The sequence below is a fragment of the Streptococcus sp. 27098_8_148 genome (assembly GCF_041432105.1).
GTDB classification, from domain to species: Bacteria; Bacillota; Bacilli; order Lactobacillales; family Streptococcaceae; genus Streptococcus; species Streptococcus parasanguinis_AE.
The window spans coordinates 38058-57516 of sequence record NZ_JAPVYY010000005.1 but is presented as its reverse complement, the minus strand read 5'-3'; the positions used below and the strand labels follow the sequence as shown (position 1 = coordinate 57516).

Genomic DNA, 19459 nt, shown 5'->3' with positions numbered 1-19459 from the left:
AGGGAGGAAACCAATGTTACAAGAACTAGCCTTTACAGGCCAATGGAGACACTATCAAAAACGCGTTCTCGATAAGAGTGACGCTTTTATGGCGGATGGCCACCTGCATTTGGTAGCAGCTCCTGGCTCGGGAAAAACAACCCTGGGAATCGAATTTATCAGACGCTTCGGCCAGCCAACCCTGATCTTGGCTCCAACGGTCACCATTCGTCAACAATGGGTGGATCGGATTATCCAGGCATTCTTGAGTGATGAAAGTCAAGCGGAACAACTGATTTCACAAGACTTAAAACATCCTAAGCTGATTACAGTAGCTACCTATCAGGCCCTACACAGCGCCATGAACCAAGTCGTCGGTCAATCGCAAGCTGAGGATACCGATGACCAGGCAGAGATTGAAACATTTGATTTCAAAGGCTTTGATATCTTCACTACTTTCAAAGCCATCTCACTCGGAACCCTTTGTTTAGATGAGTGTCACCACTTACGCAATGAATGGTGGAAGAGTTTGGAAGCCTTTCGTCAAGCCTTCCCTGACTTAAAGATGATCTCCCTTACCGCCACCCCTCCCTATGAAGGGGATCCTGCCCTTTGGGATCGCTATATCCGCATGTGTGGTGAGATTGATGAGGAAATTACGGTTCCCGAATTGGTCAAGGAAGACACCCTTTGTCCTCACCAAGACTATGTCTACTTTGCCTTTCCAACCAAGGAAGAGCAAGAGCAGTTGGATGCTTTTAGCCAACAAAAGAATGCTCTCTTGCAACAACTGACTTCCGATCCCCTCTTTTGCCAACACCTCCAAACCTGCCAGGCCTTATCGGGTCAGATCAGCGATGATGAATTGCTCAATGATCCCCAATATCTCTCTGCTACCCTGATCTTTCTTCGGAGCAAGGGAATCGCCTTTCCCAAACGTTTCCAGGACCTTTTAGGAGCCAAGAAACTTCCTGCTTTCACCATGGATTGGCTAGAAATTCTCCTGCAAGGCCTGCTCTTTCAAGTTCCCCACTGGTACAATCTACCAGAAGAATACGAAAAGCAAGTCCTCCATGAATTAAAAGCAGCTAGTTTAATCGATCGAAAACAAGTCAAACTGGTCCACAACAAAAAACAAGATCTCCTACTCAACCAATCCCTCGGAAAACTCAATGCGGTTCGAGAGATTTTCAAGGCGGAATACCAGGCTCTTGGAAGCCAACTGCGACAACTGGTATTAACAGACTACATTCGTCAAGACTTTGAAGTCCATCTCGGGGATAAGGATGCCCAATTCACTCAGTTGGGAGTTCTCTCGTATTTTGAATCCATTCGCAGGGAAAGCTTAGAGCTAACGACTCCTCCTGCCATCGCTGTCTTAACAGGTAGTATCGTCATCATCCCAACAGTTGCTAAGCCAAGACTAGAAGAGCTTCTAGGAGCAGATCGACTGACTTACCAAAATGTCGGCCAATTATCTCCTGATGACTTTCTCAAGGTTCGTTTGGTCGGTTCTCAACATGATTTGGTGACAGCTGTGACCCAGCTCTTTCAAGAGGGCCTCATCCAGGTTGTTATTGGAACCAAGTCTCTTCTAGGAGAAGGCTGGGATGCTCCTTGTGTCAATTCCCTGATCCTAGCGAGCTTTGTCGGCAGCTTTATGCTCAGCAACCAAATGCGAGGTCGTGCCATCCGAGTGTGGCCTGAGGATCCAGACAAGACCAGTAATATCTGGCATCTAGTCTCTATCAACCTTTCCCTAAAGAAATGGTATGAAAAGTCCGATCTTGAAAAGGAAGAAATCGAAGCCATCACTGATCAGTTGAAAGAATACAGTCCTGATCTGGAGCTCTTAGAAAGACGGATGAAGCAATTTTTAGGTCTCCATTACAAGGAGCCCTTCATCGAATCCGGTATTGAGCGTCTAGCCTTTGACAATATCCGCTATACCAAAAAACAGTTGCAAAAACTCAATGAAGAAACCTTAGAGCGCTCCACCCATCGTCAAGAACTCCGAGACGGCTGGCAAAAAGCCCTTCCGATTCTGGAGAATATGGAGATTGCAAACGAGGTCCAAGTGGATAAACACTTCCTGCCTCTGGCCCTATTTTTTGATGCCAGAAAGCTAGCTCGCTGGCTGACGGCTGCTGCTTTGACCGATGCTTTCGCCAACCTTATTTACTACTCACATAGAGGAGGAAGGAACACTGTTTCTCTTATTCTTCTATTCGTCTTAGCTGTTCTCGCACTCCTTGCTTGGCTCCGTTACTACCTCTATAAGAGTCCTTATAAACGCATGGAAGTATTTGGAGAAGCTGTCCGTCAAGCCTTATTAGCTTCTGGACAGATTCAAACCCAAGAGACCCGTATCCAAGTGGTCAGAGATAGGAAGGATGCCATCAACACGCTGATCTATATGAAGGGCGGAACCATGCGAGAGAAAGAACTCTTCTCGCAAACCATGATCGAATTTTTCGCACCGATTGAAAATCAACGCTATATCTTGAAAGCACAAGAAAAGGTATCCGATCAGACAGAATATTTCGCCGTGCCAAGCCTCTTTGACAAACGGAAAGAAGATGCCCAAGCCTTTGTCGAGCAGATTCGAAAGAGTATAGGTAAGTATGACCTGGTTTATACTCGAAGTACGGAAGGTCGTGCTGTTCTTTTAGATGCGCGCATCAAGGCCTTGGCTAACAAACAAGAGCGCACCTTCACCAAGAAACAAGTGATGTCGAATTTGAAATAAAAAGAATAAAAAACATCCAACTCCCTATCTTACTTAAAGGGTTTGGATGCTTTTTTTGATTAGATATTTTTAAAGTTCTCCCCTAGCAATAAACTGCTCGTCACCTTCTGGAATTCCTGATTCATCTTCGATAAATCGCTCTACTTCCATGACAAGGTTATATTTCTGGCGTAAGTCTAAGATTTTCTGCATGGTAGGAGATTGGTGATGAAGATCAAGGGCTTCTTGATTGGCCCATTGGTCAATCAGTAAGACTGTTTCCGGATCCTCTAAGGGGAGGAAGTAGCCATATCTGAGACTTCCTTCTTTATCTCGGATCTCAGCTACAATACCAGTTTCTAACATCTTTTTGGCAAAGGCAATAGCAGCCCCATCTTTTCCCTTGTAATAAATATTGACTGTTAAAACCATTTTATTTCTCCAATTTCTCTTTTACTATTATTTTAAAACAAGTCTGAGAATGTCTCAGACTTGTCGTCTTATAAGGAGCAAATTAATGATATAGTAACTCACCGTTACTTGCAATGACTTCCTTATACCAATCAAAGGATTTCTTTTTATATCGAGCCAAAGTTCCTGTGCCATCATCATTACGGTCTACATAGATAAATCCGTAGCGCTTGCTCATCTCTGCAGTCGACGCAGACACCAGGTCGATACAACCCCAAGTCGTGTATCCCAAAAGTTCTACACCATCCTCAAGCGCTTCTCCCACCTGTTGCAAGTGCTGTTTTAAATAATCAATCCGGTAGTCATCTTCCACCGTTGGACCATTTGGACCTTCTACCAAGACATCTTTAGCTCCAAGTCCATTTTCTACGATAAAGAGTGGCAATTGATAACGGTCATAGAAATCGTTCAATACTAAGCGTAGGCCAACTGGGTCAATTTGCCATCCCCACTCAGAGCTAGCAAGATAAGGATTGCTTACTCCACCAAGAAGATTTCCCATACCTGACTCATAGTTTTCAGGATCGTGTGCTTGCACCACACTCATATAGTATGAGAAGGAAATGAAGTCAACCGTATTTTCTGCTAGTAATTCGGCATCACCGTCAGCAAATTCAATGGAAATATTGTTTTCACGGAAATAACGATTGATATAGGCTGGGTATTTCCCACGCGCATGAATATCGGAGAAAAGATAATTTTGGTTTGAAAACTCACGAGTTGCTAGGACATCTTTAGGATTTGGTGTCATTGGATAAGCTGGCATTGCTAATACCATACAACCAATCTTGAAATCTGGGTTAATTTCATGACCTACTTTTGTTGCTAAAGCTGAAGCTACCAATTCATGGTGAACTGCTTGATAAAGATCTTGTTTTGACAACTCTTCAGCTGGTGTAGCAATCCCACCACTCATGAAAGGCGCATGCAGAACCGAGTTGATTTCGTTAAAGGTCAACCAATACTTCACTTTGTCCTTGTAACGATTGAAGACTGTACGAACATAGCGCTCGTAGAAAGCAATTAAATCACGGTTCACCCAGCCATTATACTGACGAGCTAAGTGCAATGGTGTCTCATAGTGAGAAAGTGTCACCAATGGTTCAATGCCATACTTAGCTAATTCATCAAATAAGTCATCATAGAACTGTAAGCCTGCTTCGTTTGGTTCCAGCTCATCCCCGTTAGGGAAGATACGAGACCAAGCGATAGACGTGCGATAGACCTTAAAACCCATTTCTGCAAATAGAGCGATATCTTCCTTGTAGCGATGGTAGAAATCAATTCCCTCAAGTTTTAAGTTGTCAGGAGTAGGTTCTTCTGTAATCAGCGGATTATGGTCTCCAGGTTTAGCCGGAACTCCACCTTTTGGTGTCACATCCTGAACAGAAAGTCCTTTTCCATCAACATTATAAGCACCTTCATATTGATTGGCAGCAGTTGCGCCACCCCATAAAAAATCTGTAGGAAATTTAGCCATATTCTTTCTCTTTTCTTTTGTTCTTTCTTATATTATAATGAATCCAGAATCAACTGTCTTACACTAAACTATCTATTACTGATACTATTCTCACAAAAAGGAAAATCATGCTTAATTTAGGACAACTCCACAAAAATATCCCCTATAAGAACGATCTCACCCCCTACTCCATTACTCGGACCATTATGGAAGACGGTCATCCTGATATTCTCTTTCATTGGCATACCGATATGGAACTCATCTATGTCCATGATGGCCAAGCGCAATTCCATATTGATTATGATTATTTTAATAGTGAAAAAGGCGATATTATCCTCATCCGTCCCAATTGCCTCCATTCAATCCACCCAATTGATAGGAACTATCACTTTATGGATGCCATCAATTTCCATCTCGATTTGCTTGGCTATTCAACTTTAGACTACGCTTCAATTAATTATCTTCAGCCACTCTACAACGGACAGTTAGACTTTGATCGTGTCATCAAACCTCATCAAGCTGGTTATTCCGAGATTCGGAAACTTCTGGTTGAGGCGATAGAAATTGGCTACTACCGTAAGGGCTTCTTTGAATTAGAACTGAAAAGTAAACTCTTATCCCTCCTTCACCTTCTCTTTCAACACGGCTATGTCCACTCCAAAGACCAAACCCGCGATGCCTATCGAAGAGAGGAAAAAATACGGACCATCATTGATTACATCAATGCGCATTACAACGAGGAGCTCACCATTGATCACCTAGCATCCATTTGTAACTATAGTCCCACTTACTTCATGAATTTCTTCAAGAAAAATCTGGGCGTTAGTTGCATCGATTACCTGATCTCCTACCGTTTACGAAAGGCGACCGAACTCCTCCAACACTCCAGTCTCTCCATCCTAGAAATTGCATCGGAAGTCGGTTTCACCAATCTGTCCAATTTCAATCGCCAGTTTAAAAAGGCTTATCACGTGACTCCTCGGGTCTATCGAGAAGAACGAAAAGGATAATGGGGTATAATAGGAAAGTATCATTATATAACAGGATATCAGTAGATTACTTGCCAATTAAAATGTAGAATCGTGAAAAATAGGAAAGGAAGGAACTGATGAGCAAGATTATTTTCCTAGATGTTGATGGAACCATTGTTGACTATGATAATCACATACCCAATTCAGCTAGACAGGCCATTCGAAAAGCACGTGAAAATGGACATCTCGTCTATGTTTGCACGGGACGGAGTAAGGCAGAAATGCCTGACGACATTTGGAATATCGGTTTTGATGGCATGATTGGAGGAAATGGTTCTTATGTTGAACATAAGGGTCAGATCCTCCAACATCAACTAATCCCCTATGAGACAGCCAAGCGAGCTGTTGATTGGCTTGAATCACGAGGCTTAGAATTCTATCTTGAAAGCAATAACGGCCTTTTTGCCAGTCGGAATTTTCGGGAAGCCGCGAGACCAACTCTACGCGCCTACGCTTTAGGCAAGGGAGCTAGCGAAGAACAAGTCTTACACATGGAGGCAGAGGATGCCTTGCATGGCTTGGTTTATGGTGGAGAGCTCTACCGCGATGACTTGAACAAAATCAGCTTCATTCTCCACTCCTACCAGGATCATTTGGATTCTAAGGAAGCCTTCCCGGAGCTAAAAGCCGGAACTTGGGGAGGACGTGGGGAAGAGGCTCTCTTTGGAGATTTAGGTGTAAAAGATATTCATAAAGCCTATGCAGTTGATGTTATTCTCCAGCATCTTGGGGCCAATCGTGAAGATACCATCGCTTTTGGTGATGCTAAAGTCGATATTCCTATGCTAGAAGCCTGTCAGATTGGTGTGGCGATGGGAAATGGTGGACCAGAAATCCTTGCCATGGCGGATTTGATCACGGATGATGTCCGAGAAGACGGTCTTTATAAAGCTTTTGAAAAACTAGGTTTACTGTAGGAGGATCGTATGTCAAAAACTCTTTATCTCATGCGTCATGGGCAGACACTCTTTAACAAACGCCATCTGATCCAAGGTTGGTGTGATTCTCCACTGACAGACCTTGGAATCTACCAAGCTCAGATTGCTGGCAATTATTTAAAAGAAAATGGCATTCATTTTGATCAAGCCTATAGCTCAACTTCTGAACGTGCCTGTGATACTTTGGAAATTGCAACCAATGGACAAGTCTCTTATCAACGAATCAAAGGCCTCAAGGAATGGAATTTTGGAGTGTTTGAAGGAGAAAGTGAGGACCTCAATCCAGCTCTACCTTATGAAGACTTCTTCGTTCACTACGGGGGAGAATCTCAACAAGAAGTTCAAGAACGCATCAACCAGACTATTCAAGAGCTGATGGAAAAAACAAGTGGAGATACAATTCTTATGGTCTCCCATGGGGGCTCTATCCGCAATTTTGCAAGAGTCTGGGAGAAATATCAGCAGACGCCGATCACTGGTCGCATGACCAATTGCTGCATCCTCAAGTTCACCTATACAGATCATATTTTTTATTTAGAAGACGTCATCCATCACGATTTCAGTGGCTGGACAGGCGATGAAACCTAGACAAGAAAAAATCATAAACACACAAGGTTTATGATTTTTTTAAATAGGGAATAGTTTAGTTCTGTAAAAATTAATTAATGCACCTATAAATCTTATTATAACAAACTTTGCAATGATTCCAAAAAACAGATATAGACTTCAAAGATAGTTAAAATAGATAACAGTCTATTTTACTTGTCTTTGAAAAAAGTAGAGAAAAATTTTTAAAATGAAAATTTTTCTCTACTAATTCAATTTTATCTTATATGAATTTCTTGGAGTACGTTAATAATTTGGAAATTCTTAATTTATTATGCTTCTTGTTCTTCTTTCACCAATTTTTGATCATAAACTCGGATGAATGGGAAATAAACTAAGAACGCTGCAACTGCACAAAGTAGTGCAACAAAAACTGCTCGAACATCCGTCGTTCCTAAGAAAGCACCTATCCCTACTGGAGTTGGCCAAGGAACTTGAGCGATTACCGGATTAATTAATTGCAGAGCGTTAGCAAAATAGTAAATACTTGCAGTAACCATTGGCGCTAAGATAAACGGAATGGCCAAGGCTGGATTATAGATAATTGGTAAACCAAAAATCAAAGGTTCATTAATATTGAACAATGCCGGCACAATTGAAGCACGTCCAATCGCTTTAAGTTGTTCTGACTTAGCTACAAATGCGATATATGCACATAGACCAAGAGTTGCTCCAGATCCTCCTGCAATAACAAACATGTTAGAAAACTCTCCAGCTACAGCAAAGTGACCTCCAGCAGCATTTTCCGCCATGTTAGCAAGTGCGATTGGAGTTACAAAAGCAAAGATAATATTTGCACCGTGAATACCTACAATCCAAAGAAGTTGAGTTAATAGATAAATAATCATCAGTCCAATCCATGAGTTGGTCAGATTCGCAACAAACCCAAATGGAATAGCAATAACTTTAAAAATATCTGTTCCCATAGCCACAAGTAAGCCATTAATGAAAATAACAACGAACGCAACTACAAAGCCTGGAATCAATGCGGTAAATCCACGAGAAACACCTTCTGGAACAGCTTCGGGCATTTTAATGACCCAATTCCGTTTAACACACATACGATAAATAAGAACTGTGACAATAGCCATAATAATCGCTGTGAAAATACCTGTAGTACCAAAACGAGTAACTCCATTTCCCATTGCCCAACCATCAGCAACTACAGCTCCTTCTTTGAGACTTGTCACAGCCTTCATCATACCTCCATCAAAAATAATCTGTGGAACTGTCATGATAAATGCCATTAATGCAAGAAGAGCACCATTAAGAGGATTCATATTTAACTCTTCTTCTTCTGCATAGATTTTAGTCAACTCATATGCTAATGAAAGTACAAAGTAAAGTGATAATGAGCCCATAGTTGCATAGTTTGCAACCATATATAGTGACGTAAATTTATCAAATGAAGCAGAGAAAATATCTGCTACAATTGGCCAGAATGAGAAAGCTTGTGGCAAAATACTAAATACCAAAAACATTGACCCAACAATAGTAAAAGGTACGGCTGCCATACCGGCTGCGGTAATAGCACGCACAACTTTAAACTGAGCAAGTTTACCCATTGGTCCCATGACGTGATTTTCAAGGAAACCAAACAATCCGCTTTGCTGATCCATAAACAGACCTCCTTAATTAAACATAATAATTATTTACTTTTTCAAAAAAAGAATAATTCGAAGTATATCGACTCTAACCAAAAGTTTATAAGTTAAGTGAGCTCTTTTCCAATTGAATAAATCGTTGATAAGCCTTATCTTTTTGTTGATATATATCTTGAATTCTTCTAATATCTAATAAGCTGATAACCAGACCCAATAAAAGAACTATAAAGACAAACACACGTGCGACTTGATTATTTTCGAAAATTGGAAAAAGATAGGTGAACCAACTTGTCCAAGTTAGAACAAGTAATCCCGTTGAAATAACTGCTTGTAAACGAACAAACATTTGTGTTATTCCCAATCGCACACTCCGTTTCCCATACAATCGAAACTGCTCAACAGTAGCTAAAATAGAAAATACGACGAGTATAATAGGGAAAATCACGACAAGAGAGGGTCTAATAAATTGGATTAAAAGCCAATAAATATTGCCAAAAAAGAAGAGTGCGATTGAATAACGTAAAAGAAGAAATCGATTGAAAAAAGTATTTTTCAAAGCAGTCTCCCGACGTTGTCGTTCAATTTCTTGTCGTTCTTTTTTATCCATTTTTACCTCCTTGTGTAAATATACAAATTTAGCCAACTTTCCTATAAAGAACTAACATTTCCTTCGCTACTTCTAACAAAGTCATCGTTGTCATTAAATGATCTTGAGCATGTACCATGATAATTTCAATTTTAATTTCTACGCCACTTGCATATTCATTTAGTAGTTTGGTTTGTGCATGATGAGCCTCCAGAATTATTTCATTTGATTTATTTAATTGATTCTCTGCTTCATCGAAACTACCTTCCCTCATCTTAGCAAATGCTTCATGTATTTCTGATCTTGCATTTCCCGAATGAAGAATAATTTCAAATGCCGCGACCTGTAGTTCTTCTTGATTCATACGAACCTCCTATGTTACGTTCTCAAATATTTTCATAAAATCTTCAAAATTATCGCAAGCTATTAATTGATTTTGCAAGTCCTCCTTCTCTGTTAGCGAAACAATTCTTTTAGTCACATCCGTCAATCCTTCATTACCATATATTGATGGCGATAAGAGAAAAACGAGTTGAACATTTGAGTTTTGATCATCCCAAAGCAAGGGATCTTTACAAATAGCAACCGCTATCTTTACATTTGTTCCTAAAGCCTGGATCGGATGTGGAACTGCAATCTTTTCAGAGAAAACTACCGAACTTAACTCCTCACGTTGTTGAATACCGTGTAGTAAAGAATCTTTAAAATTATACGATTCACCTCCAGATAAAACATCAGCCATTTTTGAAAGTAAACTTTTCTTATCTTGATTGAACCATATTAGAAAATTATCTTTACTAAAATACTGTTTTACATCTGAAGCGTCCCTGTTAATCTGCGAGCTTTTCATATGATTCGAAACCTGCATCTGATCCATCGCCTCTCGAATTTGAGCAATTTCATCATTTTTAAGGAAGACGCTAACCGTAAAAACCGGAACCTGAAAATAGAGATTTGATAAATCTACAGCGGATACAATAAAGTCAATGCCTTGGATTTTTTCTTGATTCAACTCGTAATATCCTATTACGTCAACAACTTCAAGTCGATTACCAAATTCTGCTTCCAAACGATTTCTAAGCATTTGAGCAGCGCCGAATCCCGATGCACAGATAGCAAGAACAGAAAATTTATCATTTTCTTTCCGACGCTCTATAGCAGCTAAAAAGTGAAGACTCACATATGCTATTTCATCATCTGATATAGACACCTGAGAGAATGTTCCCATATTCTCAAGGATTTCTTTAGTCATAAAGAATATGTCACTATAATTCTTTTTAACCTCATCTACCAAAGGATTATTGAGAGTAATTCGACTATCCAAACGAATTTGTAAAGTCATTAGATGTGTTATTAATCCCTCAAAAAGTTGAAAATCCGAAGAGAAATGATAAATGTCATCTAAGCCTAAAGCCTGAAAAGTCTGGACTAAAGACCTTTTCATTTCCTCTTTAGAAATTTTCATTTGAGTTTTTTGAGATAGTTGGCTTTTAGCCAATAAATGCAAAGTAATATAATCTACTTCTTGAACTGGAAATTCTTGATTTGAAACCTCACTTATCCTTGCGAGTATTTTCTTAGCAACTTTTCTTTCCGTGTCATTATTAGACATCTGGCAAGATAAATTTTTTATCTCAAATCCAGATTTGATGCGCACAATAGCTAGTGCTACATGAACAACCAAATTTTGTAAAACAAAATCTGATAACTTGAGTTTTGCATCATGACACTCTTCTAAAATAATTCTAGCTATTTCTTCTAATGATAGTGTTTGATCAAAAAAGTTAGATTGAACATGACAGTGTATTGTTTTAAAAAATTGATTACCCAAAAAATAGTTTATAATGAAGCGTCGTTTATCTCTTTCTTCTCCTGAAACATATACTCCCTTATTAGCTCTACTCTCAATCGATAAATCATACTCCGATAACATTCTTCGTATTTTTTTAAAATCATGAGATAAAGTTGAACGACTAACATAAAGTTCATCAGCTAAATCATCAAAAAGAACCGGGACTTGTTCAAAGAGCAATTTGTTTAATATAAAAGATAAACGATCATCACTTTTTGAAATGGAGGTTGTTGAATAAACTTCACTAAGTTCATAAGTTAACCGAAATTCTTGATATGCCTCTTGATTCTCAAAAAATAATTGGAATCCTTGTCCTTGCTTTGAAATCAGCTTAACACCCTGAATATTCATTGTCTGATCAATTAACTTGAGGATATTACGAACAGTTCTATCTGAACAGGATATGTGCTCTGCAAGTTCCTTACTTGTAACAAAACGCTCCTTATGCCTTATCAAGAATTGAAGGATGCTTTTTTCTTTAGAGTTTGACACAATCATACCCTCCTAAAATTCATGTTTTCACCTTCTTTTATAGGATATATCCGCACCTAAATGATTTACAATACTCACAAGTCTCAAATACGAAATCAATTTTAAATTCTTATTAATTGTCTCGCATTAATGTGGAGATATTGAATCTATTTTAAAACTAGATATTTTCAAGAATTAAATTAGCCATTTTTTCAATTCCCATTGGAATTGGAATATATGCTTGAGGAGGTATTTGTACTACCGGTTTCCCTACTCTGAGACCTGCTTCTTCAAATTGCTTAAAATACATTTTAGTTTGAGGGCTAACTAGATATAAATCAAAGCCTCCCGTTGCAATAGCTTTTCCTCCTTCGGTAGCACTAATAGCATCTACCTCAATATCTTGACCTTTACCTTTAAGAAATTCCGTTGTTTTCTTCGCCATAAGTGATGAAGACATTCCTGCCGCACAAATAATTAAAGCTTTTGCCATAACATTTCTCCTTATTTCAATTCCAATCATCTATATATTTGATTGAGTAGTTTGTTATCTATAATTCTATTATAGATCAAAGCGCTTACAATAACCATTCTTATTTTTTCCTAATCGATACGGAAAAAAACTATTTATACTTCAATTTATATAGCAAAATAGTACCAGATAGCAAAAACGAAATACTATTAGCCAAAATCAAAGGTAAGTCACCAATATGAAGCCCATGAGCAAGCCATAAAGCAATGCCAATAACCTGCATAATATACATCCCTAAGGCAATTGATTCGGTATCTTTTGTTTTTACTACACGCACAACTTGCGGCAAAAAAGCAAATGTTGTTAAAATTGCTGCAATGCTACCAATCATATTTATTCTACCGTTGCACCGTTAGATGCAATAACTTCTTTATACCAATTAAATGACTTTTTCGGTGAGCGTTCATAACTTCCCTGTCCATCATCATCTTTATCCACATAGATAAATCCGTAACGTTTCCTCATCTCACCGGTACCAGCTGAAACCAGGTCAATACAGCCCCAAGGTGTATAGCCCATTAAATCAACGCCATCTTCAACTACAGCTTTTTTCATTTCACGAATATGGGCACCTAAGTAATCAATTCGATAATCATCATGAACCATGCCATCTGCTTCAACTTGGTCTATGGCACCAAAACCATTTTCAACAATGAAGAGTGGTAAATGATAGTGATCAGTAAACCAGTTTAATGCATAACGTAAGCCCTCTGGGTCAATTTGCCACCCCCACTCAGATGCCTGAACATAATTATTTTTAACCAAATCTTCTGTTTCAAGATAATCGAAATAAGGGTTATTCTCACGATGAGAATCGATAGCAAAAGACATATAGTAGCTAAATCCAATATAGTCTACTGTTCCTTCAAGTAAATCCTCTTTATCTTGATCTGTAAAATCAACTGAAATTCCTTTACGTTGCCAATACTTGAGAATGTGTTCAGGATATTTACCAAAAACATGCACATCAGCAAAATAATAACGCTTCTGCATAGCTTTCATAGCCATTAAAACATCTTTAGGATTACAAGTTGCAGGATATATCGGGCACATGGCAATCATACAACCAATCTGAAAATCCGGATTGATTTCATGACCGAGTTTTACTGTTTTAGCAGAGGCTACTAACTCATAGTGTGCTGCTTGATACATGATAGCTTCTCGGTTATCACCCTCCTCATATACAATGCCTGAGTTCGTAAATGGTGCAAAATCTTCCTGGTAATTGGCTTGATTATTGATTTCATTAAACGTCATCCAATATTTAACTTTATCCTTATAACGCTTGAATACAACTTCCGCAAAACGAACAAAGAAATCAATCAATTTTCGATTTTTCCATCCACCATATTCCGTAACTAAATGATAAGGCATCTCAAAATGAGATAAAGTAATTACAGGCTCTATTCCATGTTTCAAGCACTCATCAAAAAGATCATCATAAAATTGCAAACCTTGTTCATTAGGCTCTAATTCATCACCTTTTGGGAAAATACGTGTCCAGGCAATCGATGTTCGGAAACATTTAAATCCCATTTCAGCAAAAAGTGCTATATCTCCTTTGTAACGATGGTAAAAATCTATTCCCTCATGGTTTGGATAATATTTGCCTTCCAAAACACCTGGGGTAATTTCACGAGCAACTCCATGGCGACCAGCTGTCATCACATCAGCAACACTGATTCCCTTGCCACCTTCTTGCCATCCTCCTTCAAGTTGATGAGCTGCAACAGCACCGCCCCACAAAAATCCATTTTTAAAAGTAGTCATCTTTTTTCCTCCTGGCTTTGATACTTTTATTATAAGCTTTACAATAAACAATGAAAATGTACTCTTTTTCCATAATATAACGGAAAAAAAGACTATTCTAAGCAACTATTACGTAAATCAGAAACTAATAATCAATGATTAGTACTCATTGGTTACATTTATAAATGTACAAATAAAGTCACTGATATACTATATGTTTCAAATCATTAAATATAAAAACCTGATATTGGCCACCTGCCTGAACAATTGTCACAATACCATCTCTTTCCATGAGATAGTCTGTATCTGCTTTACTCTCGTCCTTAAGAGAGAAGCGTAAACGAGTGACACAGTGTTTAACACTAGTAACATTATCACGTCCACCGACGTGATCAAGAATATCTTGAGCTAATTCTGTATAATCCTTAGCCATAATGGAGCCTCCTTTATTTTTAGGCCATCAGTCTGTTCCCATTCCCGGAAAATGGGTAACAAAAAAACTAAACAGATACCAAACAGAAAACACGCACAAAGAGGGCGATTTCTATCTTGTATATGCTTAGGTTTTACCTGCATGACCAGTAACAATCCATGGATTTAGTATAGTACATTATTTCTAAAATGCAAGCGCTTTTATAAACTATTTTAATTTTTTATTTGTCTTCTACTCATTTTATTCATGAACATCCTTGATAAATCAATGTTTTATAGCCTTTTTAAGATTTTAAAAAATTTTATGTACACCAAGTTAAAAGTCTAGCAGAAACGATTCTACTAGACTTTTTCGTTACTCTATCACAATCATAGCCTTAATGGTCTTGCGTTCGTCCATGTCTTTGTAGGCTTGATCAATCTCGTCCAAGCTATAGCTATGGGTGAAGACGCGTCCTGGATTGATATCGCCATCAAGGACGGCCTTGAGCAAAAACTGTTTGTCATAGGTGGTAACAGAGGCTGCTCCACCTGCCACGGAAATATTTTGCGCAAAGGTCGAACCAAGGGCACGGTTATTGTAGTGAGGGACACCCACGAAGCCTAAGCGACCACCATTATGAAGGACCCCAAGGGCTTGGTCGACAGCTGCCGCTGTACCGACACATTCAAGAGCGGCATCCGCTCCGCCTCCAAGGATTTCACGAACCTTGGCAATCCCTTCTTCACCACGCTCAGCCACAACAGCTGTCGCACCTGACTCCAAAGCCATTTGTTGACGGTCTTCGTGGCGACTCATAAGGACGATTTGCGATGCACCACGCATCTTAGCTGCAATCACAGCACATTGACCCACAGCACCGTCACCGATAACGACAACCTTATCACCCTTTTGCACATTGGCAACACGCGCCGCATGGTAGCCCGTCGGCATGACATCAGCCAGCGTCAAGAAGGATTTGAGCATGGCTTCTGTATAATCAGATGGTTGCCCTGGAATTTTGACAAGGGCCCAATTGGCAAAGTGGAAACGGATGTACTCTGCTTGCACCCCGTCAGACCAGTTGGTGCCGATATGGCGGTCACAAGTCCCATCATAACCAGCACGACAGGCATCACACTCCCCACAACCATGGGTGAAAGGCGCGATAACAAAGTCTCCTGGTTTAACCGTTGTAATGGCTTCTCCGATTTCTTCGACGATACCAATAGCTTCGTGACCACTATTTTGATGACCTGCTTCAATATCAGGATTGCGGTAGCTCCATAGATCGGATCCACAGACACAGGTACGAACGATGCGGAGAATGACATCATCCGGTGCTTCGATGCGTGGACGTTCTACTTCTACTAGACCCACTTGCCCAGCTTTTGTATAGACTGTTTTCTTCATAGGATTAACCTACTTTCTATTGCTTACTTATCTATAGTATACACTTTTTATCGAGCTTCTGCTCATACCAACTCGTCATTAATGGTGGTGATAATCATGCCCATGACCTTGATCAACTTCCAGTTCTTCGATCTTGCGTTTATGGGCTCGGTGGGTTGCCAGGTCTTCATCAACCTCAATGGTGACGTTTTGAAAACCACAATCTTTGAGCAAGGTACGAATCGCTTCTTTACAAACCTCCATGTGGTTGACATGCTCTAAACAAACATGGACAATGGCGTTCTTTTCCAGCCCATCCATGGTCCAGAGATTAAGCTGATTGATACTAGCCACATGCTCCAACTGCTCCAAATCACTCTTGACTTGCTGGATATCCACTCCTTCTGGAACGGCATCGAGGAAAATCTTGAGCGTGCTCCAAAAACGTGGAATTGCTTTTGACAGAATAAAGATGGAAATGGCAAGAGATAAGAGCGGATCCAGAATATACCAGTCGGTAAATCGTAGAACAATGGCCATTAGGATAACAGCCACCCAACCCAAGGTATCTTCCAGAAAATGCAGGCTGAGAATGGATTCGTTCTTGGTTTGTCCTTTGCGAATGACGAGACTCGCTAGCACATTGATGCTGACGGCTATGATTCCAAGCCAGAGAATGCCCTCATCGTTGACAGGTTGTGGATGAACCAGTTTCGTTATATTTTCCAAAATAACTAGAACGGACCCTGTCATGAGAATCACAGCCGTTACCATGGCCCCTAAAAGGCTAAAGCGCTTGTAGCCCAAGGTATAGTGGCTGTCTTCTTCACGGTTGGAAATACTCTCCAAAAAGGCAGAGATCCCAATAGCGATCGCATCCCCCAAGTCATGGACCGAATCCGCAAGGACCGCACTGGATCCAAAAATCCCTCCTGCAATAAACTCAACAATGGCATAACTCAAATTCAAGAAAAAAGCGATCCAGACCGCATGTTTTGTCTTCATAATCCTATTTCCTTTGTTATAATAGATTCATGAACATCATGTTCATTATCATTATCTAACATTCACAACAGAAAGGATAGGGGCAAACCGTTTAGGGTGTCCGTTACTGAACAGTTTGTTCGAAGTGTCCATATGACAGCACAGGATCGTCGCATCACCAAAACTCGAAAAGCTATCTATCAGGCTTTCTTACACTTACTCAACCAAAAAGACTACGAAGCCATCACGGTTCAGGAAATCATAGACCTTGCTGATGTGGGGCGCTCGACCTTTTACAGTCATTACGAGAGTAAGGAACTCTTGCTAGATGAACTCTGTCAAAAGCTCTTTCACCATCTCTTTGAGCGTGCTGGACACCTCTCACCACAAGACTATCTAGCTCATATCTTTCAGCATTTCAAGAAAAATCAAGATCATGTGACCAGTCTCTTGCTCTCTAAAAACGATTATTTTATACGGCAACTGCGAAAAGAACTAGAACACGATGTCTACCCAATGGTAGCCGACGAACTCATCCAATCGTACCCTAACATTCCTCACTCCTATCTCAAACACCTGGTCGTCAGCCATTTCATCGAAACCCTCAGCTGGTGGTTGAAAAAAGGCAAGTCCTACACCGAACAAGAAGTGATCCAATTTTATTTGGAGATTCTAAAAGTGGGCTCGAACTAGAAGGGAGTACTTTCAATGACCAGCGTGCAATTTTACTTTCTATTTCCATCACTCTTCATGCTTCACGAACTGGAAGAAATCGTTTGGATGCCATCCTTTGTCAAAAAAATATCAATCCAGTATCCAAACAATCGAATCCTAACTTATTACACTCCTTTTGCTTTCAACTTTATTGTCTTGGAACAATTTCTGATCCTAATGACATCGCTATATCTTAGTTACCAGTTTAAAAACTATAGCATTTACGCAAGCATCATAATCGCTTATATCTACCATGTCTTAGGACATCTGATTCAGACAGTCGTTATTCGAAAATATGTGCCTGGATTGTTGACGGGCATTTTAACGAGTTTGTTTGCTCTTTGCAATCTCAAAAATGAATTTCCAATTAAACTTTATGGTTACTCTCTTTTTACCTTATTGGTTATTATTTTAAATCTTGTAGTATCATTTATGATTCTTCATAAAATCAGTCATAAAAAATAGTACTCAGGCAATCATATCTTAGAAAGGAAACCCTATGTTCTTCCCCATTCTTCTCGGCTTTTTTACAGCCCTCTTTGCCCTTGCTTTTGTTCTTCTTCACTTATTGGCCTCCCTTTCAGAATTTAAAAAGGGAAATCATACTCTAGGAAATACATTTCTCCTCATCGGAAGTAGCCTTGCGACCTTATCTCTCACCCTCTACTTCTTTTTACCGATTGTCTCTCTAGTCCTTTGGTTGATCGGCTGTGGTTTGATTTGCTACGGGGCCTATTGGAATGGGAAACACAAAGGAAACTTCCACCCAGCCCACCATCTGATTCGGACGGGCATCGCTCTGGTCCTCACCATCTTGTTAGCCTTGTTATAAGAAAAGCTCAAGTTTTAAAAAAACTTGAGCTTTTGTATTTGCTATTTGTTAAGCCATCAACAGCATGAGAATAGGGATCACCACCATGGTTGCAAGGGTTGTTTCTGTCACCATGACTGCTGCATAATCACTATCAGCTCCGTAGAGTCTCGCAACGACTGGCGCATTGGTCATCACAGGCATGGCAGACTGGATGATAAAGACTTGCTTCATCAAGCTTGGAAGAGGCACCCAGTAGACGATGGTCGCCATCAAGAGAGGGGCAACCACGAAGCGACCTAGTAGAATCAATAGCTGATCTTTTCCCAGAACCAACTGCTTCACACCTACATGAGACACTGACAAACCGATAAATATCATGGATAAAGGGGTTGTTAAATTGCCCAGGTACTGTAAATCACTGGCTAGAAAGGCTGGCAACTTGATCTGTAGCATCACCAAGACTAGTCCCAAGAGAAAGCCCATCAGCGGCGGAGAAAAGACTTTTTTCAGACTGGTTTTGAGATCAAACTGAGCTTCTCCCTCACCATCCCGCTGGATCAGATAGGTTCCCAAGGTCCAGAAAAAGGTCGTATTACACATGTAATAGATCAAAACATAGGGAATGCTGTCATCCCCAAAGAGGGCCTGGTTGATGGGAAGACCCACAAAAATCGTATTGGAATTAAAAAACATGGAAATAAAGAGGCCACGACGGTCCTGTCTCACCGCAAAGATTCTGGCTACTCCTGTCGCGATGCCAAGCAAAACAACCATAGACAGGGCAGGAAACTGCAAGGCTGGCAACATTTTAAGTAGATCTGCTGCTGTGAAGCGCTGCGTGATGGTGTAGAGCATATAGCAGGGAAGAGCAACTTGAGTGACCAATTTAGCGAGTAGGCCACGCGACTTATCATCGAACCAGCCTTTTTCACCAATGACAAAGCCCACTAAAATCATGCCCAGGATGACGAGGATCCCTGATATGCTCCTCAAAAAGATGTCCATGTTCTCCCCTTTTCTTTTTTAAATTTGAACTAGAAAATCACATTTTTTACAAATCTCAAAAACTACTCTAGTATATCATAAAAAGAGGTGGAGCAATATGCCCAACCTCATGTATTTTATTAATTGCCACTA

The 19459-nt window shown here is 40.0% G+C and carries 19 protein-coding genes and 1 pseudogene; 7 read left to right on the top strand and 13 right to left on the bottom strand.

Annotation, left to right across the window (positions count from 1 at the left end):
- Positions 1-13: 13 nt before the first annotated feature.
- Positions 14-2728, top strand: coding sequence for a DEAD/DEAH box helicase family protein (locus O3646_RS05600; RefSeq protein ID WP_371610653.1), 2715 nt, complete (start codon positions 14-16; stop codon positions 2726-2728).
- Between the two features lie 69 nt (positions 2729-2797).
- Here the strand turns inward: O3646_RS05600 and O3646_RS05595 are convergent, their stop codons facing one another.
- Positions 2798-3139, bottom strand: a complete 342-nt coding sequence (locus O3646_RS05595; RefSeq protein WP_049474106.1) for an antibiotic biosynthesis monooxygenase family protein — start codon at positions 3137-3139, stop codon at positions 2798-2800.
- A gap of 82 nt (positions 3140-3221) precedes the next feature.
- The gene (locus O3646_RS05590) at positions 3222-4658 is read right to left on the bottom strand and encodes a glycoside hydrolase family 1 protein (RefSeq protein ID WP_049474107.1); all 1437 of its coding nucleotides are present in this window, start codon (positions 4656-4658) and stop codon (positions 3222-3224) included.
- Positions 4659-4765: 107 nt separating this feature from the next.
- Here O3646_RS05590 and O3646_RS05585 point away from each other — a divergent pair, with 107 nt between their 5' ends.
- The 3 genes from O3646_RS05585 (at position 4766) to O3646_RS05575 (ending at position 7194) form a co-directional block, all read left to right on the top strand.
- On the top strand, positions 4766-5647 hold the full coding sequence (locus tag O3646_RS05585; protein WP_070662788.1) for an AraC family transcriptional regulator: 882 nt from the start codon (positions 4766-4768) through the stop codon (positions 5645-5647).
- Between the two features lie 98 nt (positions 5648-5745).
- Positions 5746-6585 (top strand): Cof-type HAD-IIB family hydrolase, encoded by an 840-nt coding sequence (locus tag O3646_RS05580; protein ID WP_049474109.1) that lies wholly within the window; start codon positions 5746-5748, stop codon positions 6583-6585.
- A gap of 9 nt (positions 6586-6594) precedes the next feature.
- Positions 6595-7194 (top strand): histidine phosphatase family protein, encoded by a 600-nt coding sequence (locus O3646_RS05575; protein WP_371605536.1) that lies wholly within the window; start codon positions 6595-6597, stop codon positions 7192-7194.
- Between the two features lie 290 nt (positions 7195-7484).
- On the opposite strand, the gene celB is transcribed toward O3646_RS05575, so the two are convergent.
- The 10 genes and pseudogenes from celB to O3646_RS05525 form a co-directional block, all read right to left on the bottom strand.
- Positions 7485-8831, bottom strand: coding sequence for a PTS cellobiose transporter subunit IIC (gene celB / locus O3646_RS05570; protein WP_049474111.1), 1347 nt, complete (start codon positions 8829-8831; stop codon positions 7485-7487).
- An 85-nt stretch (positions 8832-8916) separates the two neighbouring features.
- The gene (locus O3646_RS05565; protein WP_049474112.1) at positions 8917-9423 is read right to left on the bottom strand and encodes a hypothetical protein; all 507 of its coding nucleotides are present in this window, start codon (positions 9421-9423) and stop codon (positions 8917-8919) included.
- 28 nt (positions 9424-9451) lie between these two features.
- On the bottom strand, positions 9452-9766 hold the full coding sequence (locus tag O3646_RS05560) for a PTS cellobiose transporter subunit IIA (RefSeq protein WP_049474113.1): 315 nt from the start codon (positions 9764-9766) through the stop codon (positions 9452-9454).
- A gap of 9 nt (positions 9767-9775) precedes the next feature.
- Positions 9776-11752 (bottom strand): transcription antiterminator, encoded by a 1977-nt coding sequence (locus O3646_RS05555; RefSeq protein ID WP_371605535.1) that lies wholly within the window; start codon positions 11750-11752, stop codon positions 9776-9778.
- A 151-nt stretch (positions 11753-11903) separates the two neighbouring features.
- Positions 11904-12218 (bottom strand): PTS cellobiose transporter subunit IIB, encoded by a 315-nt coding sequence (locus O3646_RS05550; RefSeq protein ID WP_049474114.1) that lies wholly within the window; start codon positions 12216-12218, stop codon positions 11904-11906.
- 130 nt (positions 12219-12348) lie between these two features.
- The gene (locus O3646_RS05545; protein ID WP_049474115.1) at positions 12349-12588 is read right to left on the bottom strand and encodes a SemiSWEET transporter; all 240 of its coding nucleotides are present in this window, start codon (positions 12586-12588) and stop codon (positions 12349-12351) included.
- 2 nt (positions 12589-12590) lie between these two features.
- Complete coding sequence (locus O3646_RS05540) at positions 12591-14027, bottom strand: 6-phospho-beta-glucosidase (RefSeq protein WP_371605534.1); 1437 nt, start codon at positions 14025-14027, stop codon at positions 12591-12593.
- Between the two features lie 190 nt (positions 14028-14217).
- Positions 14218-14439: pseudogene (locus O3646_RS05535) on the bottom strand (PTS transporter subunit EIIB); the annotation flags it as partial.
- Between the two features lie 354 nt (positions 14440-14793).
- A complete protein-coding gene (locus O3646_RS05530) occupies positions 14794-15831 on the bottom strand; it encodes a zinc-binding dehydrogenase (RefSeq protein ID WP_371605533.1) in 1038 nt (345 codons plus the stop codon).
- 78 nt (positions 15832-15909) lie between these two features.
- Complete coding sequence (locus O3646_RS05525) at positions 15910-16815, bottom strand: cation diffusion facilitator family transporter (RefSeq protein WP_371605532.1); 906 nt, start codon at positions 16813-16815, stop codon at positions 15910-15912.
- A gap of 132 nt (positions 16816-16947) precedes the next feature.
- Here O3646_RS05525 and O3646_RS05520 point away from each other — a divergent pair, with 132 nt between their 5' ends.
- The 3 genes from O3646_RS05520 to O3646_RS05510 are packed head-to-tail and all read left to right on the top strand — an operon-like array spanning position 16948 to position 18340.
- Entirely contained in the window at positions 16948-17487 is a 540-nt protein-coding gene (locus O3646_RS05520) for a TetR/AcrR family transcriptional regulator (protein ID WP_371605531.1), read from the top strand.
- Positions 17488-17502: 15 nt separating this feature from the next.
- On the top strand, positions 17503-17973 hold the full coding sequence (locus O3646_RS05515) for an HXXEE domain-containing protein (protein WP_371605530.1): 471 nt from the start codon (positions 17503-17505) through the stop codon (positions 17971-17973).
- 34 nt (positions 17974-18007) lie between these two features.
- Positions 18008-18340 carry a glucuronide permease gene (locus O3646_RS05510; RefSeq protein WP_371605529.1) on the top strand — a complete coding sequence of 111 codons (333 nt, stop codon included), beginning with the start codon at positions 18008-18010 and terminating at the stop codon, positions 18338-18340.
- A gap of 48 nt (positions 18341-18388) precedes the next feature.
- On the opposite strand, the gene O3646_RS05505 is transcribed toward O3646_RS05510, so the two are convergent.
- A complete protein-coding gene (locus O3646_RS05505) occupies positions 18389-19327 on the bottom strand; it encodes an AEC family transporter (protein WP_371605528.1) in 939 nt (312 codons plus the stop codon).
- Positions 19328-19459: the final 132 nt, after the last annotated feature.